This is a genomic window from Rufibacter roseus, from assembly GCF_001647285.1.
In the GTDB taxonomy this organism is placed as follows: domain Bacteria; phylum Bacteroidota; class Bacteroidia; order Cytophagales; family Hymenobacteraceae; genus Nibribacter; species Nibribacter roseus.
This window is the reverse complement of the sequence record NZ_LRML01000003.1, coordinates 355,062-377,829: the sequence shown is the minus strand read 5'-3', so window position 1 is coordinate 377,829 and position 22,768 is coordinate 355,062. Positions and strand designations below refer to the sequence as shown.

The following is a 22,768-nucleotide window of genomic DNA, read 5'->3' as shown; positions in this document are numbered from 1 at the left end:
ATTCAGAACGACGATATTTGCGCAGACACTAGCAGGTCTGGAATACGCAGCTAGGTCTTTTGAGCAAGCGCAATCGTCACTTCATTTCTTCTTAAATACTATTTTAGCAGACATAAAGTCCTAAAAAGTAATTATATGTTCTTTTTGAGCTGACATTATTTCCGAAATATCTTCTAAAATAGCCTTGGTACAAAATTTACTATAGGAGAGATATCTGAAAAAGATTTGGACCTAAAGAAGACATAAAACCATGACAACTGTAAAACAACATCCGGTATTAGAAGGCAGAAATGCACAGACTTTCAGCCAAGTATTAGACCGGTTTTTCAATGACTCTGTGAACGCCCGCCGTGTACAAGGTTTTACCCCTGCGGTTGACTTGTGGGAGACGCAGGCAGGGTATGAATTGGAGGTAGTGTTACCTGGCCTGAAAAAAGAAGAAATCAACGTAGAGTTTCAGGATGGGGTTCTGACGGTAAGCGGCGAGAGAACATTGAGCCAAGACCGCAAAGAGGTAAAGTACCACCGCGTAGAGAACCTGTACGGTAAATTCAGACGCTCCTTCCAATTGCCTGAGCACGTTGACGGAGCCGCCATTGATGCCCAATTTGAGAATGGTGTGCTGCATATCTCCGTGCCAAAGGTAGAGGAAAAAGTTATGAAGCGGCAGATTGCGGTGAAGTAACCAAATGTTAAAAAATGTTAAAAAGGCGCAGCAATGCGCCTTTTTGGCTTAGTCTTTGTTGATTAAAAGGTACTAGTTTTACTATTTTAGCGTTCTGTCGTACAACAAAGGGTAGACTAGTGAGGTCTATACAAATAGATACTGTTCAATTTATTAACCTATATAGCTGACCCGAATATGAATACAAAACAGTTAATGTTGGGCTTGATGCTCTCCGCTATGGTAGGTGGGGGAGTGGCCGTAGGGAGTTATAAGTTGCTGGAAAATGAGCAACCTAACTCAGGCCAGCAGTTGCCAAACACAAACGTACGGTACACCAGCGCCATGCGCGATTCTAAGGTGGTAGTACCAGAAGGACTTAACTTTGTAACTGCCGCCGAACTGGTAACTCCAGCAGTGGTGCACGTTACAACTGAATATAAAGTACAGGCTCGTCGGTCTTCGCCTAGTCAAATACATCCTTTTTTCCGTGATTTCTTCGGAGACGAGTTTGAAGGTTATCAACGCCGCCAAGGACCTGCTATGGGTTCCGGTTCAGGTGTGATCATTGCTTCAAACGGTTACATTGTGACCAACAACCACGTAATTGATCGCGCCGACAAAATTCAGGTGATTCTGGATGATAAACGCACTTTCGAAGCTACGCTGGTTGGTGCCGACCCAAATACTGATATCGCCCTTCTGAAAATAAATGCGGATAACCTGCCAGCTTTGCGCTACGGTAACTCAGATAATGTACGCGTAGGCGAGTGGGTGTTGGCGGTAGGGAATCCTTTTAACCTGAACTCAACAGTTACCGCCGGTATAGTTAGTGCCAAAGGACGTAACGTGGGTATTTTGCAAGGAGCAGGAACGTACAGTGTAGAAGCCTTTATTCAGACCGATGCGGCCGTTAACCCTGGAAATAGCGGTGGTGCTTTGGTAAACCTAAACGGTGACTTGGTGGGTATCAACACCGCTATTGCTTCTCAAACTGGTACCTTTGCTGGCTACTCATTTGCCGTTCCTTCTTCCATTGTGAGCAAGGTAGTAGATGACCTAATCAAGTATGGTGAAGTGCAGCGTGCCTTGCTAGGGGTGCAAATGCAGGAAGTTGATGCTGAACTGGCCAAAGAAAAAGGCCTGAAAACTCTGAACGGTGTGTTTGTGGCTGGCTTCTCTGAAGAAAGTGCCGCAAAAGCTGCCGGTCTTCAGGCCGGAGACGTGATCACTGAAATAAACGGTGTAAAAGTAAGCACCGGTGCCCAGCTGCAAGAGCAGGTAACCCGTTACAGACCTGGTGACAAAGTGAAGGTAGCGTATATGCGTGGTGGAAACACCAAAACAGTTAATGTTACCCTGCGCAATGCCAACGGAAGCACTGAAATTATTAAGCGTGACGCCAATGCCAGCAAAGCGTTGACCATTGATGGAGCCAAGTTTGAGGCCGCCAGCAAGCAAGACCTGAACCGTTTAGATATACCGGGTGGCGTGAGAATCTCTGGTGTAGAGAGCAGTGCTTTTGCCGAAACAGGTATGAAAGACGGCTTCATCATCACCAGCATTGACCGCACCCCAACTAATTCACCGCAAGACGTAGAGAAAATCCTGAAAGGTACTCGCCGTGGTGGTCTCTTGATTGAAGGTGTATATCCAGACGGACGTAGAGCCTACTACGCCATTGGTCGCTAGTTTTTGTCTTATTTTATAAAAACAGCCTTAAAATGACATTCGGAAAGCTTCTGCCCTAAGGCGGAAGCTTTTTTGTTTCTATATGTTACCAGAAAGGCCTATACTAGCATTATTAATCCCCTTGTTTTATTTCAGAACTATCAGAAAGTACATATGCAACAACAAGCTATTAAAGACATGCTCGCTCAACTGGGTATTCAGGAGTCAAATCCGGCCTATACTACCGGTCTTACCTGGGGCGGAGAAAATAACGCAGAAACCAAAGCCATTCATTCCCCCACCAACGGCAAAGTAATTGCCTCGGTGAACATGGCCACTGAAGAGAATTACAATCAGGTAATTTCTACCGCCCAAAAAGCTTTTGTAGAGTGGCGCAAATGGCCGTCGCCGAAGCGTGGGGAAGTAGTGCGCCAGATAGGGCAGAAGCTGCGTGAAAACAAGGAGGCACTCGGTAAATTGGTGAGCTATGAGATGGGCAAGATTCTGCAGGAAGGCTTAGGCGAAGTACAGGAAATGATTGACATCTGCGACTTTGCCGTTGGTTTGTCAAGGCAACTGCACGGCTTCACTATGCACTCAGAGCGTCCTACGCATCGCATGTATGAGCAATACCATCCGTTGGGCGTAGTGGGCGTAATCTCTGCGTTCAATTTTCCGGTGGCCGTTTGGAGCTGGAACGCCATGCTGGCCGCCGTGTGCGGAGATGTGGTGGTGTGGAAGCCATCAGAGAAAACGCCTTTAACGGCGGTAGCCTGCCAGCGCATTATTCAGGATGTGCTGAAAGAAAACAACGTGCCGGAGGGAGTATTCTGTTTAGTAGTAGGAGATGCCACTATTGGTAGCCTGATGGCGCATGACAGAAGAGTTCCTATTGTTTCGGCTACCGGCTCTACCCGCATGGGTAAGAAAGTAGGCGAGGCGGTGGGTGCCCGTTTAGGTAAATCGTTACTAGAGTTAGGCGGAAACAACGCCATCATTTTAACTGAAAATGCCGATCTGGAAATGGCCATGCGCGCCATTGTGTTTGGAGCAGTGGGTACTGCCGGGCAACGCTGCACCACCACCCGCCGCCTCATCATCCATGACAGCATTTACGACGAGGTAAGAGACAAACTGCTTAAAATTTATCCGAACCTGCCCATAGGTGACCCATTGAAAGACGGAATTCTGGTAGGCCCGCTCATAGACAAAGACGCCGTAAAAGCTTTTGAAAATGCTTTGGCCGAAGTGCAGAAAGAAGGAGGCAAATTATTGACCGGCGGAAAAGTGCTGGAGGGTGAGGAGTATGCCACCGGTACCTACGTTACTCCGGCATTGGTAGAGGCAGAAAACCACTACCACATGGTGCAGGAAGAAACCTTCGCGCCTATTTTGTACCTGATCAAATACAGTGGTACCGTGGAAGATGCCATTGAAATACAAAACGGAGTTATGCAAGGTTTATCATCTTCTATCTTCTCTACGAACCTACTGGAGACCGAGACTTTCCTGAGCCACTGGGGTTCTGACTGCGGTATTGCCAACGTAAACATTGGTACTTCCGGGGCCGAGATTGGCGGAGCCTTCGGGGGTGAGAAAGACACCGGCGGAGGGCGTGAGTCCGGTTCCGATGCCTGGAAATTCTACATGCGCCGCCAGACCAATACTATTAACTTTGGGCGGGAGCTGCCGTTGGCGCAAGGTATCAAGTTTGACTTATAAGTAGTTTTAAATAATGTAAAAGCCTCACTGGTTATAAAGCCAGTGAGGCTTTTCTGTTTTCCGGCTGATTTTCTGAAAATACGTCTAAAACGTAATTGCTTTATAAAACGTAATTCCTACCGAATCAAAATGCGCGTAGTGGATTAGAAGATCTAATTTGTGCCACTTACTGTTCGCTTTACTTATTCTATATGCCTATTTCTACTGCTTCAGCTGCTTTCATGAAGATTGTTTCCAACCCAGTCAAGCTGAAGCTGTTCTTGTTTAAGCACCTGCCTATGGCGTATTTGGCGGGTCTCCGAATTAAGAGCATAACCGAGACAGAGGCGCAGGTGACTGTAGCTTACACCTATCTTACCAAAAATCCTTTCAAATCTATTTACTTCGCCTGTCTGGGTATGGCCGCTGAACTGGCAAGTGGCGTCATGAGCATGATGTACCTGCACAAAGCGGAGCCATCGGTGTCTATGCTGGTAGTAAACATGCAGGCAGAATTCACCAAAAAAGCAGTAGGCGTAATCACCTTTACCTGTTCAGACGGAGACAAAATTGCTAATGCTATCCAGCAGACCCAGGCAACGGGCAACGGTAGCACCATTGAAACCATTAGTGTGGGGCGTAACGAGCAAGGCGAAGAAGTAGCTCGCTTTAGAATTACCTGGTCTTATAAAGCTCGCAAAAAGTCTTATAGCTGATTTTAGAATCGCGGATTATACAACTCTGGTATAGGTACTCGTAGTTTCAAATGGCACATTAAGGCCGTTCGAGCAGGCGCTATTTCTTGTTTCAGCCTTTCCCAAAAATAAGATCGAAAACTGTTAATTGTCTTTCTGAATCTAGAAGGTTTTCCTTATCGCTCGATACCTTAAAAGGCGGAGTATATGCAGCAGCACTTCCATTAAAGCAACTCGGCTATCTCGTTTAAATAGCAGGCATTTCTGTAGAGAATCCTCAGTCTCTGAACCTCTCCAAATTTAGATTAAGACAATCTACTTTTTTAATCATAAATTATTTACTTTCAGGTTAGTAGATATTCCTTCCAATTTATTTTAGGAACCCCGTGCAACCCCAGCCATTTCCTGTTGTCTTTAGTATAGAATCAGGAACATAAGAAAGCCCGTTGGCGCAAAGAAATGGTTGGTGTTGTTCCAGAGTAGCTGCAGAAGAAAGACTTTATGAAAGCCAAAACCAAGTAACCGATTGGAGACGCTGGAATACACCGACGTAAATGCGCAAGTAGTGGCCCGATGTAAAGAGGGTGACCGAAAGGCGCAGTATGAGCTGTACAAGCTCTACAGTAAATCTATGTTCAACGTGAGCATGCGGATTACGAACGACTATACCGAGGCCGAAGATGTACTGCAGGAGTCTTTCCTGAGTGCGTTCAGGGAACTGCACACCTTTAAAGGCGACTCGACGTTTGGCTCCTGGCTCAAGCGCATTGTCATTAACAAGTCCATCACCAAAGTGCGCAGCCGGCGCCTGCAGGTAACACCCATGGAAGAAAGCCAGGACTTTGTGGATGAGGGCCCTGAGTATGATCAGGAAGACATGGATTATAAAGTGGAAAGCATCAAACGGGCAATTCAGCTACTGCCAGACGGTTACCGAGTAGTGCTGACCTTGTACCTGCTGGAAGGCTATGACCACGGTGAGATTGCCGACATTTTGAGCATAAGTGAGGCAACTTCTAAATCTCAGTACAGCAGGGCCCGCAAAAAGTTATTGGCTTTAATGGAAGAGCAGGCCTTACTCAAATAAACCAGAAACAACGACAACAACATAACAAGAACTACCCAAACCGAAATCCGATACCAAGATGAGTGATAAACTAAAAGATTTTGTACAGGCCCACCGAGACGAGTTTGACTCTTTCTCGCCCAGACCGGACTTGTGGCAAGACATTGTGGGCGAAATGCAGGCTGAGCCGCCTGTTGTAGAGCAGGAGCCAGTAAAAGAAGCTAAAATCTTCTCCCTGAACTGGAACTCAGCCTGGAAATACGCCGCCGCCGTAGCGGTGCTGATAGTAGTGGCTTTATCTGCCCGTACTATTGGCATTACACAGCCGCCTACAGAAACCATTGCCGCCGCCCAACCTGTGCCGCTAGAGAAGATAGCTCCTGAGTTACAGCAGATAGAAACCAGCTTTGTGAGCATTATTGAGCAGAAAGAAGCTCAGTTAAAAGAATATGACTTGAAGGCTCTAGGCATGGAAGAAGAGTGGGAGCGGGAGGCTGCAGCGTTAGATGCTGATTATGCCGCCCTGAAAAAAGAGCTGTACACCACACCAAACAAAGAAGTGTTGATACAGGCCATGCGTGACAATCTGAAAATGCGCATTGCCATTTTGAACCGGCAGCTTCAGGTGTTAGAAGAAATACAAAAACAGAAAGTACAAACCCAGCATACAAATGAAACCGTTAAGACGCTCTAACATACTCCTTCTCCTGGCCGCTTGCCTTAGTTTTACTGGGGTAAAGGCTCAACGTGCCTCGGTAAATTGTGGGACAAAAACAGCCACAGGCAATACTCAGGTTCAGGTACAAATACCACAAATTGATGGGCTTGAGTCATTGGCTTCACTAGCTGCAGTGCCTTTTTCAGAGGTGTCAAGTGAAAGCTTAGAATCATTGGCCTCGTTAGAAAACTTTGAGGACGTTCCAGTTGCTGCAAAGGTTGGTTCTGCCGTTGTTGTGATCAACGGTGCTGTGCAACCAGAGCCTTTTGCTGCCGAAAAGCATAAGAACTTGACCCGTACCTTCAAAGTGAAAAGTACCGATAAACTCAGTATAGAAAACCAGTTTGGGGAGGTGACTGTGCAAACCTGGGCTCGCAACGAGATAGCTGTAGAAGTGAATATAGTCACCAGAGCCGCCACAGATGCCAAAGCTCAGGAAATCATGGACAGAATAGATGTTGAGGTAAGCGAAAGGGGGAATGTCATAGCTTTTGTGACAAATTTGCAACCTATGCAAATCAGAAGCAGCTCCATGAAGAGCTTTGAGGTGAATTACATCATTAAAATGCCCAAGATTAATCCGCTTCACATCAGCCACCGGTTCGGGAATGTGCATTTGCCCAATTTTGAAGGAACAACAGATATCACAGTAAAGCATGGGGGGATAATGGCTGGTAGACTTACGAACAAGCAGAATTCTATTGTTCTGGAACATGCCCGTGGCGACAATTCGGTAGAATATTTGAAAGCCGCCGATTTAAGGATTAGGCACTCTACCTTTAAAATTACCGAGGCCGATCAGTTGGTGTTAAACTCAGCCCACAGCATGATTACCATAGGCAAAGTGGAGACGTTGAGTGTAGAAAGCCAGCATGACCCAGTGTTTAAAATGGGAAGTGTGAACCAGTTGTCAGGCAAAGGCAGTTTTACTGTGTTTAAACTAGGCAACCTCACTGAGTCTGCTAAACTGGACTTACGCCACGGGCCAAAATTTGAAATAGGCAGCGTTGGGCAAAATTTCAAGCGCATTGACATCAACGGCGAATTCACACAAATTAACCTGAACTTTTCAGACAAAAACGCCTTCAATTTTGATGTGAACACTGAGCATTGCACTGGTTTGAGAGCTAACCCAGATTTAGTGAAGCTTAACTTTAAGGAGGTACGAAATACCTCTGCCAGCTACAAGGGTAACTACGGGACTACCTCTCCTAAAGGTGTGGTGGTGGTAAACGCAAAACACGGCAGCGTTGCCTTCAACTAAAAAAGGGAAAGCTAAATAATGCAAGAGAGCGGGTCTGTGAAGGCCCGCTCTTTTTTTATCCGGCTGTTTTTGGCTTATTTTAGCGAAAACTGCTCAAAAACAGAATTGTCAATGGAAAACCGGTCATCTGAATTTGTTCATGCTCCTGATGCTCCTGAGCCAGTAGGCTTGTACCCACACGCCCGTAAGGTAGGAAATCTGTTATTTCTGTCTGGCGTTGGGCCCCGTGAAAAAGGCACCAAGCAGATTCCAGGTGTAACACTAGATGCAGAAGGCAATATCTTAAGCTACGACATAGAAACCCAATGCCACTCTGTCTTTAAGAACGTGCGTACCATTCTGGAGCAATCGGGTTCAAGTTGGGAGAATTTGGTAGATGTAACAGTTTTTCTGACCAACATGAAAGCAGATTTCCAGACCTACAACCGGTTGTATGCGGAGTATTTCAAAGACTGCCAACCCTGCCGCACCACAGTAGAAGTAAATGCCCTGCCCACGCCCATCGCCATTGAGTTAAAATGTATTGCCACTATTTAATGAACAATGAGTAATGATTAATGAACAGAAATTCTAAATGAACAATAAATGCAGGGGGTTATCATTCTAATTATAGAACATTCACTGCTTATTGTTGAATACTCATTATCCATTACTCATTAATCATTTTTCGTTACTCACTACTCATTGTTCATTGATCATTGTTCATTACTCATTTAGAAATGTCTCAATCTCCTGAAGCTTTGTTTGCGGAACGCCAGCAACGCTTTTTCGCCGCCGAAGAAAAGCAAGCTCACAAGTATAAGTGGGTAGGTTGGCTAAGGCTTACGTTTTTTATTGGAGCTGTTATTGGTTGTGTGGCTCTGTTTTATTTTGACCATGCTGGCGCCGGTCTGGCTTTGCTTATAAGTGGTTACTTCATTTTTGCCGCTCTAATTCACTGGCACAATAAAATAGAATACGCGCGCAAGCACCAGCTGTACCTGGGTTTGATAAACCGTAAAGAACAGGAGCGGCTGCGGGGTGAGTTATCTGATTTTCCTACCGGGGCAGAATTTCAGCAGCCCAACCATTACTATTCCGCTGACCTTGACATTTTTGGGCAGAACTCTATTTTCCAGCTTTTGAGCCGGGCCGTTACGCGCTTAGGGCAGCAGCAACTGGCCAACTGGCTAAACAACCTGGCTCCGGCCCAGGAAGTAATTGCCCGTCAGGAAGCGGTGGCTGAGCTAGTGCCTGACTTGGAGTGGCGGCAAGAGTTAGAGGCAAGAGCATTGCACCATCACCGCAAAACCCAGCAGTTGCCCCAAGGCTTTCTGCTTTGGCTGCGTAACCCTAATTTCTTCAAAGGCAAAGGATGGCTAGTGGTGGCCACTTTCCTGTTGCCCTTGCTCACCATTGCCTCTATCATTTACTGGGCAAACGACGGCTCACATTACCCATTTGTGGTGCTGGTGCTGGTGCAGTTTTTGATCGCCTTTAAATTCCAGCGTGAGCGCGATGAGTATTATGAGGAGAGCACCGGCATGTATGAGACCCTGCGCAGCTACACAGACATGCTGGTACATATTGAAGGCCGCACGTTCCGGAGTGCCAAAGCGCAGGAGCTGCAGCAGAAACTGAAGATAGGGCAGAAACCAGCCTCGCAGCATGTGCGCCAGTTAGCGGCAATTATTCAGTATTTATCTGCCAGGCTGAACACGTACCTCAATTTTATTTTGAACCACATGTTCATGTGGGACTTCATTTGGATGTACCGTCTGGAGCACTGGAAAAAGACCATGTCGCAGAACATTGGGCAGGTGTTGCATGCTGCTGCAGAGTTTGAAGCCTTGGCTAGTCTGGCTGCTTTTCAGTTTGCCAACCCAGATTACGCGGTCCCGGAGATTTCCCAGACTCCGTTCCAGTTTGAGTCAGAAGAGTTGAGTCATCCGTTAATTTTTAGCTCTACCCGAACCGCCAACAGTCTTTCTTTCAGTGGGGCAGGGCACACTATTCTGATTACCGGCTCTAACATGTCGGGCAAGAGTACCTTTCTGCGGGCCGTGGGCTTGAACATGGTGCTGGCTTTCACCGGCGCGGCTGCCTGCGCCAAACGGCTGAGGGTGTTTCCGGCACAGGTGTACACCAGCATGCGCACCGAAGACAATTTGGCTGAAAATACTTCCTCATTCTATGCTGAGCTAAAGCGATTGAAAATTTTAATAGACCTTACTGCTACCGGACAACCCGTGTACTTCTTCTTAGATGAAATACTAAAAGGAACCAACTCTCATGACCGTCATCATGGGGCCATGGCCTTGATCAGACAGCTGCACCAGCGGCAGGCATCGGGCTTTGTTTCTACCCATGACCTTGAACTGGGAAATATGGAAGAGGAACTACCCGGAGCCGTGGAGAACTATAGCTTCAACAGTTATTTTGAGAACGGCCAATTATTCTTCGATTACAAGCTCACTCCCGGCATTTGTCAAAGTTTTAATGCTAGTCAGCTTATGCGTCAAATGGGAATTGAACTGTAGCGTTTTCGGCCTCTTTTTTAAAAAACAGCCTATAAACGGCGGCAAAAGCTGAGTTTCCACCTTTTGCCGCCGTTTCTGTTTTCTTCTGATGATGTTTAGACCATAAACGGCTAGCCTGTCCCTTGCCCTAGGATAATTAAAGATGCCTCCTAATGAGGGAGGAGTTAGACTGGAAAAGATGTGGCTAAAGGAGTTAACCTTTGGGCTAGGTTTCGTAGACCTTTGTACCTTCGTACAAAACCAAAAGAAAAAGTATGCGCGTTGTAGCCGATATTCCACACCCAGAAATTAAAATAACCTTATTAGCCTGGAATGGTAAGTATTTGATAAAACTGGAGCTCGGGCCCTTTGAGCAGACCTACAAAGTAAATGAACTGGATGTAACCGGGGGCGACGAAGAAGTGAAAAAATGGCTTGATGAAGAGTTCCTTCAACAGAGCATTGAGCTTTTTCTAACTATGCGAAACAACTTGCACCAAGCCCGTAGACGGCACGATTATTAATACAACCCAAATCAGTATTTCTACTTTATTTTGGTGATAAGTACAGAAAATTTGTGGAAAACTTGTTTATAAAAAACAGGAGGTCTAAATTCAAACCAAGACAGACAAAAAACTACTAGTACATGTGTAATCCCCCGCTAGCTAGTAGCGCGTAAGACCCTTGTTATGAAGATAGGACTAAGTAAGCACATTAAAATTTCCTATCGGCCAGACATGCAAACTGCTATCATTAGGTGGCAGCAGCCTGTTACGTTCACGGAGTTCAAGCTAAATTGTCTGGCTATTCTAGCCCTCGCCAAAGAAAACTCTGCTGTATCTTGGTTAGTAGATTGTCGTTCTAAAGGCGAGGTAACTCCACAGGAGAGTGAGTGGCTGTGTGATGAATTCTACCCCAAAGCTTTGCAGCAGGTGTCGCCCCAGTTGGTTATTGGCTGGCTTTTAAATCCCAGGCAAATGCAACGCCTCAAAGAAGGGGAGAAGCTGCATGCTATTTCCGCGCCCTGTCCCGATGTTCGCCGCGAGGCCTTCATGACCGAGCAGGATGCCGTACAATGGCTGGAGCAGTCAGTGATGGAGATGATAAAAAGCCAAAAGCAGGGCAGAGCGTAGAAGTTTGATGCGCTTTCTCTAATTCATATTCACGGTTTACTTCTGTAGCAATTAACAAACAGCTTTAGTATATACTTTGCTATACTGTTCTTCTTAATCAACGCACTTTCTTTATGAAAAAGCAGACGCTGTGTCTCTTGCTGTTCTTCCTTTTCCTTCCGGGGTTGTCTTTTTCTCAACAGGGAATTTTAAAAGAAAGCCTCAAAACCAAAAGTAAAGTGTTAGGCAACGAGGTAGAGTATTCTGTTTACCTGCCCTCTGATTATGATAAGTCGAATAGAAAGTACCCGGTGCTGTACTTACTCCACGGCTACTCAGACGACGAAACCGGTTGGACTCAGTTCGGCGAAGCCCACCTGATTGCTGACCGGCTCATGCAGAGCGGGCAAATTCCGCCAATGATCATTGTCATGCCCGATGCCGGTGTGACTTGGTATATGAATACATCTGACGGAAAGGTACGGTACGAAGATTTTTTCGTGCAAGAATTTATTCCGCACATTGATAAACTGTACCGCACCCGCACGGCTAGAGAATACCGCGCCATTGCCGGTTTGTCTATGGGCGGTTATGGTACTTTGCTCATGGCCATGAAGCACCCTGATCTTTTTGCCGCCGCCGCTCCGCTCAGCGCCGCTGTCTGGACAGATGAACACTTCCGTAACATGCCTACTGAGAATTACAATAGATATTTCGGGAGCATTTATGGCCAGAACCTGAACGGGCAAGACCGGCTTAATGAGCACTGGAACAAAAATTCAATTCTGAAGTTAACAGAAACTGCACCCTTAGATAACTTAAAGAAAGTGCGTTACTACATTGACTGCGGCGATGACGACTTCCTGATAAAAGGCAACATGGCCCTCCATGCCGCCATGATTGACCGGCAGATTCCGCATGAGTTCAGGGTAAGAGACGGCGGCCACACCTGGTCTTATTGGCGCACAGCCCTCCCAGAGGTACTTCAGTTTGTTGGGCAGTCTTTTCATCGGTAGAACTAAAGCCTTTCTACTTCGTTCTGTTTTAGGCGTGTTTTAGCAAAAACAACACTAAAACAGTTTACACCATGCCAGTAAATTTCTGGTAAACACACTTCTTCTAATCTAGTACAGGAGCAGCCAATTTAGTGTCTGACTCTGTTTGAGCAGCTTTATTTATAAAATACTGCCTCCGCTACTGTTTTAAAGCAGCAGCTCCTGTTGCCATTTGTAGCAATAGTGGCCAGTCTGACTATATTCTATGGCGGCCTTTCTTCTGTCAGTTGCGAATCCTCTGCATAAAGAACATCCTATATACAGGAAAAACAGTATAAGACAGAAATGAACTACCCAATTGCCCTATACATGGACGGGTTTAAAGATTCTTATTCATAGAGCTATGCTGCACATAGAACAACTTACCTTAAATATACCTGACACTACCAAACCCCGCGTTGTCATAATTGGCGGCGGATTTGGCGGAGCCAACCTGGTTAAAAATTTGCCAGGCAAAGAGTTCCAGATTGTAATGTTTGACCGGAATAATTATCACGGTTTCTGGCCATTGCTGTACCAGGTAGCTACCGCCGGTCTTGAGCCCGATGCCATTGCTGAGCCCCTGCGCAAGATGTTTGATGAAGACTATGAGGACTTCCATTTCCGGCAGGTAAAAGTGACAGGTATTAACCCGGCCGAGAAAACAGTGACCACCTTAGTAGGCGACTTGCGCTATGATTTTTTGGTAATTGCCACAGGTACTAAGTCTAATTACTTTGGCAATGAACAAATCAAAAAATATTCATTCCCGCTCAAGCAGGTGCCAGATGCCCTAAACTTACGGAGTCAGCTGCTGCAGTCTTTTGAGCAGGCTAACATGATCAAAGACCCTGAGGTACGCCAGAGTTTGCTGAACATTGTAATTGTGGGCGGTGGGCCTACAGGCGTTGAATTGGCTGGTGCTTTAGCCGAGATGCGACGTCACGTCTTGCCTGGTGATTACCCCGGTATGGATTTCAGCAAAATGAACATATACCTGGTAGAGGGCATGGATAGAGTATTGCCTCCTATGTCTCCAGAAAGTAGTGAGAAAACGAGACGGTACTTAGAAGAAGTAGGCATTATTGTGAAGCTGAACACGCTGGTAGAATCATATGACGGGAAGGTGGTTACCTTTAAGGGCGGTGAGCAAATATATTCACAAACCCTTATTTGGGCTGCCGGTGTTTCAGGCGCCACCGTATCTGGTTTACCACCTGAAGCCAGCGAGCGCGGCCGTTATTTAGTGAATACCTTCAATCAAGTCAATGGCTTCCCAGACATTTTTGCCATTGGAGACATTGCTCTCATGAGAACCGAGAAGTGGCCAAAAGGACACCCTGGGGTAGCACAACCCGCTATTCAGCAGGGCAAGCACTTGGCTAAGAACTTGGTTAATATTGTGCGGAGGCAGCCGCTGAAGCCTTTTGAATATTTTGACAAAGGCTCACTGGCTATTATTGGCCGTAACCGAGCCGTTGCCGATTTGCCGAAGAACATGCACCTGAGCGGGTTTATTGCCTGGATGGCATGGCTCTTTGTGCATATTTACTACCTCATTGGCTTCCGAAACAAATTAGTAGTTCTAGCCAACTGGATCTACAAGTTCTTTACCTATGAAAACAGTACCCGTCTAATTATCCGTCCGTTTGTGCGCAAAGAAGATACTGCAGGACAGGAGTTTGTGCGAAGGCAGGCAGATCTTGATTAATGTGCTTTTGATTTGGAAATTTGAAGATGTGCTGATTTGAAAATGATGTTTTGACAAGTCTATTTTTAGTCTGTTTTCCTAAAAATAAGCCAAAAATAGATAGCAGCTAATTTATATGGCGCGGAAGTTACTTCCGTGACTTGCATACACTGCTCATTTAGTCACGGAAGTAACTTCCGCGCCATAGAACAAGAAATCTCATCCTGCCATTATTGGTGTTATTACCAACAATCCAACAGACGGTTCTGATTAGTTATTATCGAATTTCCCAAACAAAAAGCCCTGCTGTGAAAACAGCAGGGCTTTTCTGTAGAATGTACAAGCGGAATTAACCGATAGCTACACGCTTGAATTCAGTAACGGTCATGCCTTTGTTGGTGTTATCCAACAATTTAGCGATAGTCAAAGAAGAGTCTTTCACGAACTCCTGGTTCAATAAGGTGCTTTCTTTATAGAACTTGTTCAGTTTACCTTGGGCAATTTTCTCCAGCATTTCTTCTGGTTTACCTTCGGCACGGGCTTGCTCTTTTCCGATTTCGATTTCACGCTCAATAGTAGCGGCATCTACACCGTCTTTGTCAACAGCGATAGGGCGCATAGCGGCAATTTGCATAGCCACGTCTTTCCCAACCTCAGTTACTTCTTTACCACCGGTGTTAGTTAAACCTACCAACACACCTAATTTACCGTTAGAGTGGTTGTAAGCAACTACTCTTTCAGCAGTTACAGTCTCATAAGAAACTACGTCAATTTTCTCACCAATTTTACCCATCAGGTCAGTGATGTGATCTTGCAGTGAGCGGCCATCGGCCTGAGGCGTAGCCAGTAATTCTTCTTTAGTAGCGGCGTTTGTAGAAACGGCAGCGTCTAAAACGGCTTGCGCCAGGTTTTTGAAATCTTCTACTTTAGAAACAGGCTCAGTTTCGCAGGCAAGGGCAATTACTTTACCTACAGTTGCATCAGCGTTTACTTGGGTTAACACTGCTCCTTCAGAAGTAGTGTTGTCAGCACGCTTGCTGGCAATTTTCTGACCTTGTTTACGAAGAATATCTTTGGCTGCTTCAAAGTCGCCGTTAGCTTCGGTCAACGCTTTTTTGCAGTCCATCATACCTGCGCCAGTCTCCTGACGAAGTCTGTTTACGTCTTGTGCTGTAATAGCCATTTTTCTTTTGTTAAGAAGTACGGATAAAAAGTATTTTATAAGTGATGGGGCTGAAACCTCACCGTAATATCTAAAAAGAAACTGAACACCAGTGGCTATGCTTCCTAATGTTCAGTTTCCTTTGCAGTGTTATTGAAAAGAGAGAAGCTTATTCAGCGTCAATTTTCTCCTGGATGCCTTCTTCCTCGGCACGTTTCTTCTCAGTCTCGTCTTTGTCAACTTTACGCTCAGACAGACCTTCTTCAATAGCTTTACCAACTAAAGAAGTGATCAAAGCGATTGACTTAGAAGCATCATCATTTGCCGGGATTGGGAAGTCTACCAGCTCTGGGTTAGAGTTGGTATCTACAATCGCAAATACTGGCAAGTTCAGTTTCTGAGCTTCTTTGATAGCGATAGACTCACGCTTCACGTCTACTACAAACAGAGCTGCTGGTAGGCGAGAAAGGTCAGCAATACCGCCCAATACACGCTCTAATTTCTCACGCTCACGAGAAAGCATTAAACGCTCACGCTTTGCCATGGCGGCATAAGCCGTGTTGTCTTTCACCATTTTGTCAATGGTTGACATTTTCTTCAAAGACTTACGAACAGTCTGGAAGTTAGTCAACATACCACCTAACCAACGGTCAGTTACATAAGGCATTTTCAGGCGTCTTGCCTCTTCAGCCACTATGTCCTGCGCTTGTTTCTTGGTGGCCACGAACATAATCTTACGTCCGGATTTAGCGATTTGCTTAATAGCGTTGGTCGCCTCTTCCAGAGAAACTAAAGTTTTGTTCAGGTCAATGATATGGATGCCGTTTTTCTCCATGAAAATGTACGGAGCCATTTTAGGATCCCATTTTCTGGTAAGGTGACCAAAGTGTACACCGGCGTCCAGTAATTCTTTATAAGTGGTATTAGCCATGATATTTTTACAGCTGATAAAATATTAACGTTTAGAGAACTGGAAGGAACGACGAGCTTTGCGCTTACCGAATTTCTTACGCTCCACCATACGTGGATCACGTGTTAAGAATCCTTCTTTTTTAAGGGCCGGACGGGTTTCAGCATTTTCTTCTACCAACGCTTTGGTGATAGCCAAACGCAGAGCTTCTGCTTGACCGGCAACACCGCCACCTTTGATATTGGCCTTAATGTCGTATTTGCCAACCGCATCAATCAGCGCCAAAGGCTGCTGAACAATGGTTTGCAATACTTCACTAGGGAAGTATTCCTTAATATCTCTATCGTTAATAGTGATATTCCCTTGCCCTGACGTCATGTAAATGCGCGCCACCGAGGTTTTTCTTCTACCAGATGTATTGAGAACTTCCATTAAATATGTCTAGATTATTTTGTGATTTTTACTTGAACGGGCTGTTGCGCTGCGTGCGGATGCTCAGCACCCTCATACACAAACAGGTTACGGAACTGCTCACGGCCCAAACGGTTCTTAGGCAACATACCTCTCACCGCACGCTCTACTAACAAAGTAGAAGATTTAGCTCTCAACTCACGCGGAGTGATGCTGTTCTGACCACCTGGGTAACCAGTGTGTGTTACGAAGGTCTTCTTGTCCCACTTCTTACCAGTCATTCTAACTTTGTCAGCGTTGATCACAATCACGTTATCGCCGCAGTCAGCATTAGGTGTGAAAGAAGGTTTGTTTTTACCGCGAAGGATCATCGCGATTTGAGAGGCCACGCGGCCAAGGGTTGAGTCTCCGGCGTCTATCACTACCCAGCCTTTGTTTGCGGCCGCCTTATTAACTGATAGCGTCTTATAACTTAAATGGTCCATTGTAAATGGTTAACGAGTGAAAAATGTATGCTTTTTCTTGAAAATGGTCACAAAGATACAAAGCCTCTTTTTGGTATGCAACACACGCTGCATTTATTCCCCTGATTTTCAGGGGAAATAGTTGAAGGGCAGGAGGTAGGGTTGTTATTAGTTGTTCGTTATTAGTTATTTGGAATCTGATTTAGCCTTGTTTTTTTGAAAATCAAGCATAAAACAGAATTCGAGCAACGAATAACGAACAACTAATAACGAAAGATTATCCGTTCTTCCGAAGCAGCTTCACCAGCACATCAAAATCTTTGGGGTATTCAGCGGTTACCAAAACGGGCTCTTCGTTCAGCAGAGTAAAGCCTAGCTGATAGGAGTGAAGGGCGAAGCGCTTGATCACGGGCTGCTCCTCAGTATTCTTGGCCAGGTTGAACTTACGTTTGAGGCTAGAGAGGTATAAAGGTTCGCCGCCGTACATTTCGTCTTGTACAATAGATGCTTTCAGATAGGCCAGGTGCAAGCGTATTTGGTGCATACGGCCTGTGATAGGCTTACATTCTACTAATGTGTGCCTGCCAAACTTCTCAAGGGTGGTGAAGTAGGTTTGGGCAGGTTTACCTTTGTAGGCTAGTTTGGCAATTCCCTTCAAACCGGGCTGAATGGCTCGGTCAACTAGTAAGTCTTTGAACTCGTGGCTACCCCAGGCCACGGCATGGTAGATTTTGTTTACCTGCCGGTTTTCAAACTGCATAGATAAGTGACGGTAGGCTTCGGGGTTTTTAGCAATGGCCAGGCAGCCAGAGGTTTCTTTGTCCAGGCGGTGGCAGGCTTGGGCGTCTGGGTGGTACTGACGTGCTAAAGTCAGTAAGTTAGACGCGTTGAAAGAGCGGTCTTCCAGCGTGGCCAGAAACGGTGGTTTGTTTACGACAATATAATCATCGTTTTCAAATATGATAAGGTCGCGGAAAGCGGGTAACTTCATAAAGGCAGATTGGTGGTGGAGCTGTAAAAGCTTTGTTTTTGGCCTTCTTTTACGAAAACTGTACTAAAACGACAGCAACTCCTGAAAAGACGCAAGTTACCATTTATTTTTGGGTTGGCAGAGCGGCTGGCTTTGCGCCCTTCTTCTGAAAATACCTCTCAATAAGAAGTTAAGCCTTTACCCTAGGCAATTTAAAGCGCAGGGTGGTGCCTTTGTCCACCTCGCTGGTTACAGCAATAACAGAACTGTGCGCCTCTACAATATGCTTGGAGATAGCCAATCCCAAACCAGAGCCGCCGCCGGCGCTATCTCTGGTGCGGCTTTTGTCTATACGGTAGAAACGCTCAAAAATTCGATTTATATGCTCTTCTGGAATGCCCGGCCCATCGTCTTTTACCACCACTAGGGTTTTCTTTTTGCCCTCTTGAAAAGAGAGCCAGATGTTGCCGCCCTCTAAACCATATTTAATGGCATTGTCAATCAGGTTTATGAGCACCTGCTTTATTCGTCCGCGGTCTGCTTCAACCATAAACTTTTCAGTAGGAGCATTCATGAGGTGAATGGCAATGCTTCTGGTGGCGGCTTTTCCTTCCAGTTGTTCCGTTACTTCTTTGCCTAGTTCAAACAACTCAAAAGGTGCTTTCTTCATCTGAACTACCCCTTTCTCCAGCTGTGAAATGGTGATTAGGTCTTGCACCAGCATATCAAGGCCATCTAAGCTTTTGGCGGCTTTTTGCAGGAATTTATCGCGCACGCGCTCATCGTCAACGGCTCCGTCTAGCAGGGTATGAATAAAGCCTTGAGCCGCGAAAATAGGGGTCTTTAACTCGTGTGAAACGTCTGCCAAAAATTCTCGGCGCATGGCCTGCAACTGCTTCAGCTCCTCAATCTCGCGTTGGTTACGTTCAGCTAACTGGTATATTTCATCCTTTATGCGCTGGAGCGGGTCTGGCCGGAACAGAAACTTGTTGCTCATACGCTTGAATTCTTTGCGTTTGAACTTCTCCAGGCCCGCATAAATGTTATTGATTTCTTTGAAAATCAGGGCCTCGTAAGAAAAGTACACCAGCAAGAAGCAGAGCGAAAAAGACAAGCCAAGGGTAAGTACCTTAGCTCGGAAGGTCAGGTGCGGGTAAACAGCAAGGGTGGCGGCCAAGATAATGGCCACCAATATAGAAATAAGAATGGCAATGCTTCTGCTGCTGAGCTTTAAGCCTTTACGGGTAGGTTTAGTCGGTGTTAAATTTGTAGCCAACGCCTTTAATGGTCTTTATCTGGTCTTCGCCTATTTTCTCCCGCACTTTTCTAATGTGTACGTCTACCGTTCTGGAAACCACAAATACATCGTTGCCCCATACGTTATTCAGCAGTTCATCACGGCTGAACACTTTGTTGGGTGTGGTGGCCAGAAACGCCAGCAATTCAAATTCTTTCTTGGGTAAAGAAATCTTTTGGTCGCCGCGGTGCACAATAAAGCTGGTGCGGTCAATTTTAAGTTCACCAATCTCTATCATTTGGGCCTGCTCTGGCTGGTGGTTGTCGCGGCGCACGTAAGCACCCAATCGGCTGATGAGGGCCCGGGGTTTAATGGGCTTTACAATAAAGTCATCGGCACCGGCCTCAAAAGCGGCTACTTCAGAAAACTCTTCAGAGCGGGCGGTCAGGAAGAGGATATGGGTGTCTTTGAACTTGGCGTCTTCCCGTAAGTGGCGGCAGGCGGTAATGCCATCCATTACAGGCATCATCACGTCCAGCAGTATGATATCTGGTTTAAACTTGCGCGCTATATCCAGAGCTTTCTGGCCATTTTCAGCGTGGGCTACTTCGTAGCCTTCTTTCTCCAGGTTGTACTGTAGCAGCTCTGTAATATCGGGATCATCGTCTACTACTAAAATCTTGTATTTAGCCGGAGTTTGCATAGATATGCGGTTAGTTCAAAAGGTGTCTGGTTTGAAGCTAGTCTTATTGAAATATCAGGCTAAAACCGCGCGGTAGTGAAAACAGTGGCGCGTCTCTGAATTCCAAGACAAATATAATGAATAGTTGTTGGTTGTGAATTTTTTAGGTGCTTTGGGTGAATTAGTAACAATTTCTTAATTTATTGTTTCATATAAACCGGCGGCTGTTTTAAGCTTTGTTTTCTGAAAGCAGGCCGAAAACATGAAATGCTGTGTCAGCCAATAGCTCACACAGCATTTCATGTTTTTCTTTAAGACAAGCTCTTAATCTTGAATGGTGTCAATCTTATCATGATGAATGGTATAGGTGATCTGGGTGCGGCCTATACTAGTCACTTTCCCATCCAAATTGTACATGATGGGGTCATTGCCTATTTCACTCAAGCGGTTCTGGAGGTCATAAGAAACCTTTACTTTTCCTATTTGCTCTAACCTGCCCCTTGTGTCAAAAGAAACCTTTCCGGTAGCTTTAATGATATAGCCCGTAATTAAACCGTGTTGAGAGAGCATGATCTTATAAAGAGGTCTCTCAATTTTGAATTCAACGTTGTTCGCATTAGAAACAACTGCGGTAACGTTATTTTGGGCAGCAGCGGTTTGGGCGTAACCTAACAAAGAGACTGCAAAGGCTAGGGCGAAGAGGTATTTTTTTATCATAGTGGTTCAGTAAGTGGTTGGAGAATATTACCTAACCACTTACTGAACAATTACCGCACCATATTTAACTTATGCTTAAGGCCGCTGTATTTGTACATGTCTATCTTTATGGAGCCTACAAACATTTCGGCCTTGAAGAGAACAGGAATCTTGTTCTCATCATCTGAGAAGTACACAGAAATGGCGTCTTCACCAGCAAATAACTTGTTTTTAGGCATTTTAGGCACAATGCGGTGCGCCCTGATTTTGCCCGCTTTGGTGTCAACTGTTTCTTTGCCGTGGTACGTCATGCTCATGTCAAACACCTCGTCACCTAAGAAACCTTGAATCTTGAAGGTTTGCCCTTGCTTGAAATTGTCTAAGTCTAAGGTACGCATGTAGTAGAAACCGCTCACCATGTCTTGCACGTTGTTGGGCACCTTATACACTTGGTTCTTCTCTTTGTCACGGCTATCGTTCACCACTACTATGTTGCGGGCGTGGTCAAAGTCTGTTGTTTCTTTACGCCGGTAAGAACCTTCTTCAATGTTGCGGTAAAAGCGCTGCGGCAACATGGTTTCAGTGTCAATGTAAGACGTCCAGGTGTCTCTGATGCGGTGAAAAAAGTCAAAAGAGCCCGTTGATTTACCTGTCACTGTTGTTTGATAGCAGGAGCGGCCGTTGACGTTCTGAAGTTTGTTGGAAACCTGAATGGTTGCTTCGCCAGCCGTGATGATACCGTAATGCACTTTGTACTGCAACACTTCGCCAGGGGCAAAGCTGTCATTTTTAACGGTGCGGATAGATTCTTTAAGGGCAAAAGCACTCAAGAGAATTCCTAGCAAAGGGATGAAAAGCAGAAGTTTATATTTATGACGCATACGCTAATTCTTTCCTGTTTGCCTTTGTTTATTCAAATGTCGTACCAATTATGGCCGGGCGGCAAAAGGCAAATTTAATTTTTTTCAGTTACGAACTCCTTATAAACAGAAACGCACCTAAAAAGGTGCCGTTTCAAGGGTATATTTTAAACTTGATATTGCTTATGCCTCGTTGTCTTCTAAGGCAGCGGCCACTTTTTCTGGCTCACCTTTCACAATAGCTCTGATTTTGGTTTCAATCTCGACCATTAGTTCTTCGTTGTCTAGTAACAGCTGTTTTACAGCGTCACGGCCTTGCCCTAAACGGTCGCCGTTGTAAGAGAACCATGAACCTGATTTCTGTACCACGCCCAGCTCAACGCCAAGGTCAAGAATCTCGCCTACTTTAGAAATACCCTCGCCGTACATAATGTCAAACTCCACCACTTTGAACGGAGGCGCCACTTTGTTTTTCACCACTTTCACTTTGGTGCGGTTACCGGTAATGCTATCCGGGCCTTCTTTGATCTGGCCAATACGGCGGATATCTAAACGTACCGAAGCGTAGAATTTAAGGGCGTTACCACCGGTAGTGGTCTCGGGGTTACCGAACATCACGCCAATTTTCTCGCGCAACTGGTTAATGAAGATACACAAGCAGTTGGTTTTGTTGATGGTACCAGTAAGCTTACGCAGGGCCTGGCTCATCAAACGGGCCTGAAGGCCCATTTTGCTGTCTCCCATGTCGCCTTCCAATTCGCCTTTAGGCACCAGGGCGGCTACAGAGTCAATTACAATAATATCAATTGCACCGGAGCTGATCAGGTGGTCGGCAATCTCCAGAGCCTGCTCGCCGTTGTCAGGCTGCGCGATTAACAGGTTCTCAGTGTCAATGCCCAATTTCTCGGCGTATACTTTATCAAAAGCGTGCTCAGCGTCAATGAAAGCGGCAATACCGCCTTTTTTCTGAGCCTCGGCAATAGCATGCATGGTGAGCGTGGTTTTACCGGAAGACTCTGGTCCATAGATCTCCACCACACGGCCACGCGGAAGCCCGCCTATGCCCAACGCGATGTCCAGGCCAAGGGAACCGGTAGAAATTGCCGGAATGTCCACCACCTGGTTATCGCTCAGCTTCATGACAGTACCTTTTCCATAGGCTTTGTCCAGCTTGTCGATGGTGAGTTGGAGCGCTTTTAATTTTTCGGTGTTTACACTCATGTCTGTGTTTTTCTTAGCTTAAGTTTTGATGAAATTACAACT

At 45.7% G+C, this 22,768-nt stretch carries 23 protein-coding genes; 13 read left to right on the top strand and 10 right to left on the bottom strand.

Translation table 11 applies throughout. The features are described 5' to 3' along the window. Window positions 1–250: 250 nt before the first annotated feature. From A8O23_RS05620 to A8O23_RS05560, 13 genes are all read left to right on the top strand, one after another. On the top strand, window positions 251–685 hold the full coding sequence (locus A8O23_RS05620) for an Hsp20/alpha crystallin family protein (RefSeq protein ID WP_066617876.1): 435 nt from the start codon (window positions 251–253) through the stop codon (window positions 683–685). Between the two features lie 177 nt (window positions 686–862). Beyond that, window positions 863–2,356 (top strand): Do family serine endopeptidase, encoded by a 1,494-nt coding sequence (locus A8O23_RS05615; protein WP_066617873.1) that lies wholly within the window; start codon window positions 863–865, stop codon window positions 2,354–2,356. A gap of 153 nt (window positions 2,357–2,509) precedes the next feature. Continuing rightward, window positions 2,510–4,057 carry an L-piperidine-6-carboxylate dehydrogenase gene (gene amaB / locus A8O23_RS05610; RefSeq protein WP_066618297.1) on the top strand — a complete coding sequence of 516 codons (1,548 nt, stop codon included), beginning with the start codon at window positions 2,510–2,512 and terminating at the stop codon, window positions 4,055–4,057. A 221-nt stretch (window positions 4,058–4,278) separates the two neighbouring features. Next, window positions 4,279–4,752: a DUF4442 domain-containing protein gene (locus A8O23_RS05605; RefSeq protein WP_066618295.1), complete on the top strand. Its 474-nt coding sequence runs from the start codon at window positions 4,279–4,281 to the stop codon at window positions 4,750–4,752. Between the two features lie 505 nt (window positions 4,753–5,257). Then, complete coding sequence (locus A8O23_RS05600) at window positions 5,258–5,818, top strand: RNA polymerase sigma factor (RefSeq protein WP_066617868.1); 561 nt, start codon at window positions 5,258–5,260, stop codon at window positions 5,816–5,818. 58 nt (window positions 5,819–5,876) lie between these two features. Further along, window positions 5,877–6,491, top strand: coding sequence for a hypothetical protein (locus A8O23_RS05595; RefSeq protein ID WP_066617866.1), 615 nt, complete (start codon window positions 5,877–5,879; stop codon window positions 6,489–6,491). Then, on the top strand, window positions 6,469–7,779 hold the full coding sequence (locus tag A8O23_RS05590; protein WP_153042085.1) for a hypothetical protein: 1,311 nt from the start codon (window positions 6,469–6,471) through the stop codon (window positions 7,777–7,779). Before A8O23_RS05595 ends, A8O23_RS05590 begins: the two co-directional genes overlap by 23 nt. A 111-nt stretch (window positions 7,780–7,890) precedes the next feature. Next, window positions 7,891–8,316 (top strand): RidA family protein, encoded by a 426-nt coding sequence (locus tag A8O23_RS05585; protein ID WP_066618293.1) that lies wholly within the window; start codon window positions 7,891–7,893, stop codon window positions 8,314–8,316. 182 nt (window positions 8,317–8,498) lie between these two features. Then, window positions 8,499–10,298 carry a MutS-related protein gene (locus A8O23_RS05580; RefSeq protein WP_066618292.1) on the top strand — a complete coding sequence of 600 codons (1,800 nt, stop codon included), beginning with the start codon at window positions 8,499–8,501 and terminating at the stop codon, window positions 10,296–10,298. A gap of 254 nt (window positions 10,299–10,552) precedes the next feature. After that, window positions 10,553–10,801, top strand: coding sequence for a hypothetical protein (locus tag A8O23_RS05575; RefSeq protein ID WP_066617861.1), 249 nt, complete (start codon window positions 10,553–10,555; stop codon window positions 10,799–10,801). Window positions 10,802–10,966: 165 nt separating this feature from the next. Continuing rightward, window positions 10,967–11,410: a hypothetical protein gene (locus A8O23_RS05570; RefSeq protein ID WP_066617860.1), complete on the top strand. Its 444-nt coding sequence runs from the start codon at window positions 10,967–10,969 to the stop codon at window positions 11,408–11,410. 113 nt (window positions 11,411–11,523) lie between these two features. Then, window positions 11,524–12,405 carry an alpha/beta hydrolase gene (locus A8O23_RS05565; protein WP_066617859.1) on the top strand — a complete coding sequence of 294 codons (882 nt, stop codon included), beginning with the start codon at window positions 11,524–11,526 and terminating at the stop codon, window positions 12,403–12,405. A gap of 382 nt (window positions 12,406–12,787) precedes the next feature. Continuing rightward, window positions 12,788–14,134 carry an NAD(P)/FAD-dependent oxidoreductase gene (locus A8O23_RS05560; protein ID WP_066617858.1) on the top strand — a complete coding sequence of 449 codons (1,347 nt, stop codon included), beginning with the start codon at window positions 12,788–12,790 and terminating at the stop codon, window positions 14,132–14,134. A gap of 328 nt (window positions 14,135–14,462) precedes the next feature. Here the strand turns inward: A8O23_RS05560 and tsf are convergent, their stop codons facing one another. The 10 genes from tsf to recA form a co-directional block, all read right to left on the bottom strand. Then, a complete protein-coding gene (gene tsf / locus A8O23_RS05555) occupies window positions 14,463–15,296 on the bottom strand; it encodes a translation elongation factor Ts (RefSeq protein ID WP_066617850.1) in 834 nt (277 codons plus the stop codon). A gap of 148 nt (window positions 15,297–15,444) precedes the next feature. Continuing rightward, the gene (gene rpsB / locus A8O23_RS05550) at window positions 15,445–16,206 is read right to left on the bottom strand and encodes a 30S ribosomal protein S2 (RefSeq protein WP_066617847.1); all 762 of its coding nucleotides are present in this window, start codon (window positions 16,204–16,206) and stop codon (window positions 15,445–15,447) included. Window positions 16,207–16,230: 24 nt separating this feature from the next. Next, window positions 16,231–16,617: a 30S ribosomal protein S9 gene (gene rpsI / locus A8O23_RS05545; RefSeq protein ID WP_066617845.1), complete on the bottom strand. Its 387-nt coding sequence runs from the start codon at window positions 16,615–16,617 to the stop codon at window positions 16,231–16,233. Between the two features lie 14 nt (window positions 16,618–16,631). Then, window positions 16,632–17,081 carry a 50S ribosomal protein L13 gene (gene rplM, locus A8O23_RS05540; RefSeq protein ID WP_066617842.1) on the bottom strand — a complete coding sequence of 150 codons (450 nt, stop codon included), beginning with the start codon at window positions 17,079–17,081 and terminating at the stop codon, window positions 16,632–16,634. 256 nt (window positions 17,082–17,337) lie between these two features. Next, window positions 17,338–18,051: an RluA family pseudouridine synthase gene (locus A8O23_RS05535; protein WP_066617839.1), complete on the bottom strand. Its 714-nt coding sequence runs from the start codon at window positions 18,049–18,051 to the stop codon at window positions 17,338–17,340. 169 nt (window positions 18,052–18,220) lie between these two features. After that, complete coding sequence (locus A8O23_RS05530) at window positions 18,221–19,306, bottom strand: sensor histidine kinase (RefSeq protein WP_066617832.1); 1,086 nt, start codon at window positions 19,304–19,306, stop codon at window positions 18,221–18,223. After that, entirely contained in the window at window positions 19,281–19,970 is a 690-nt protein-coding gene (locus A8O23_RS05525; RefSeq protein ID WP_066617830.1) for a response regulator transcription factor, read from the bottom strand. The genes A8O23_RS05530 and A8O23_RS05525 overlap by 26 nt, the downstream gene beginning before the upstream one ends. A 303-nt stretch (window positions 19,971–20,273) precedes the next feature. Continuing rightward, entirely contained in the window at window positions 20,274–20,666 is a 393-nt protein-coding gene (locus tag A8O23_RS05520) for a hypothetical protein (protein ID WP_066617819.1), read from the bottom strand. Window positions 20,667–20,716: 50 nt separating this feature from the next. Further along, window positions 20,717–21,526 (bottom strand): DUF3108 domain-containing protein, encoded by an 810-nt coding sequence (locus A8O23_RS05515; protein WP_066617816.1) that lies wholly within the window; start codon window positions 21,524–21,526, stop codon window positions 20,717–20,719. Between the two features lie 162 nt (window positions 21,527–21,688). Further along, on the bottom strand, window positions 21,689–22,726 hold the full coding sequence (recA, locus tag A8O23_RS05510) for a recombinase RecA (RefSeq protein WP_066617809.1): 1,038 nt from the start codon (window positions 22,724–22,726) through the stop codon (window positions 21,689–21,691). Window positions 22,727–22,768 lie beyond the last annotated feature (42 nt).

Excerpts from the sequence above, each read along its gene's own strand:
- A8O23_RS05560 (WP_066617858.1), top strand. The coding sequence starts at position 12,788 with ATGCTGCACATAGAACAACTTACCTTAAATATACCTGACACTACCAAA.
- A8O23_RS05565 (WP_066617859.1), top strand. The coding sequence starts at position 11,524 with ATGAAAAAGCAGACGCTGTGTCTCTTGCTGTTCTTCCTTTTCCTTCCG.
- A8O23_RS05570 (WP_066617860.1), top strand. The coding sequence starts at position 10,967 with ATGAAGATAGGACTAAGTAAGCACATTAAAATTTCCTATCGGCCAGAC.
- A8O23_RS05575 (WP_066617861.1), top strand. The coding sequence starts at position 10,553 with ATGCGCGTTGTAGCCGATATTCCACACCCAGAAATTAAAATAACCTTA.
- A8O23_RS05595 (WP_066617866.1), top strand. The coding sequence starts at position 5,877 with ATGAGTGATAAACTAAAAGATTTTGTACAGGCCCACCGAGACGAGTTT.
- rplM (WP_066617842.1), bottom strand. The coding sequence starts at position 17,081 with ATGGACCATTTAAGTTATAAGACGCTATCAGTTAATAAGGCGGCCGCA.
- A8O23_RS05620 (WP_066617876.1), top strand. The coding sequence starts at position 251 with ATGACAACTGTAAAACAACATCCGGTATTAGAAGGCAGAAATGCACAG.
- A8O23_RS05585 (WP_066618293.1), top strand. The coding sequence starts at position 7,891 with ATGGAAAACCGGTCATCTGAATTTGTTCATGCTCCTGATGCTCCTGAG.
- A8O23_RS05605 (WP_066618295.1), top strand. The coding sequence starts at position 4,279 with ATGAAGATTGTTTCCAACCCAGTCAAGCTGAAGCTGTTCTTGTTTAAG.
- tsf (WP_066617850.1), bottom strand. The coding sequence starts at position 15,296 with ATGGCTATTACAGCACAAGACGTAAACAGACTTCGTCAGGAGACTGGC.
- recA (WP_066617809.1), bottom strand. The coding sequence starts at position 22,726 with ATGAGTGTAAACACCGAAAAATTAAAAGCGCTCCAACTCACCATCGAC.
- A8O23_RS05520 (WP_066617819.1), bottom strand. The coding sequence starts at position 20,666 with ATGATAAAAAAATACCTCTTCGCCCTAGCCTTTGCAGTCTCTTTGTTA.
- rpsI (WP_066617845.1), bottom strand. The coding sequence starts at position 16,617 with ATGGAAGTTCTCAATACATCTGGTAGAAGAAAAACCTCGGTGGCGCGC.
- A8O23_RS05535 (WP_066617839.1), bottom strand. The coding sequence starts at position 18,051 with ATGAAGTTACCCGCTTTCCGCGACCTTATCATATTTGAAAACGATGAT.
- A8O23_RS05615 (WP_066617873.1), top strand. The coding sequence starts at position 863 with ATGAATACAAAACAGTTAATGTTGGGCTTGATGCTCTCCGCTATGGTA.
- A8O23_RS05580 (WP_066618292.1), top strand. The coding sequence starts at position 8,499 with ATGTCTCAATCTCCTGAAGCTTTGTTTGCGGAACGCCAGCAACGCTTT.
- A8O23_RS05590 (WP_153042085.1), top strand. The coding sequence starts at position 6,469 with ATGAAACCGTTAAGACGCTCTAACATACTCCTTCTCCTGGCCGCTTGC.
- rpsB (WP_066617847.1), bottom strand. The coding sequence starts at position 16,206 with ATGGCTAATACCACTTATAAAGAATTACTGGACGCCGGTGTACACTTT.
- A8O23_RS05515 (WP_066617816.1), bottom strand. The coding sequence starts at position 21,526 with ATGCGTCATAAATATAAACTTCTGCTTTTCATCCCTTTGCTAGGAATT.
- amaB (WP_066618297.1), top strand. The coding sequence starts at position 2,510 with ATGCAACAACAAGCTATTAAAGACATGCTCGCTCAACTGGGTATTCAG.
- A8O23_RS05525 (WP_066617830.1), bottom strand. The coding sequence starts at position 19,970 with ATGCAAACTCCGGCTAAATACAAGATTTTAGTAGTAGACGATGATCCC.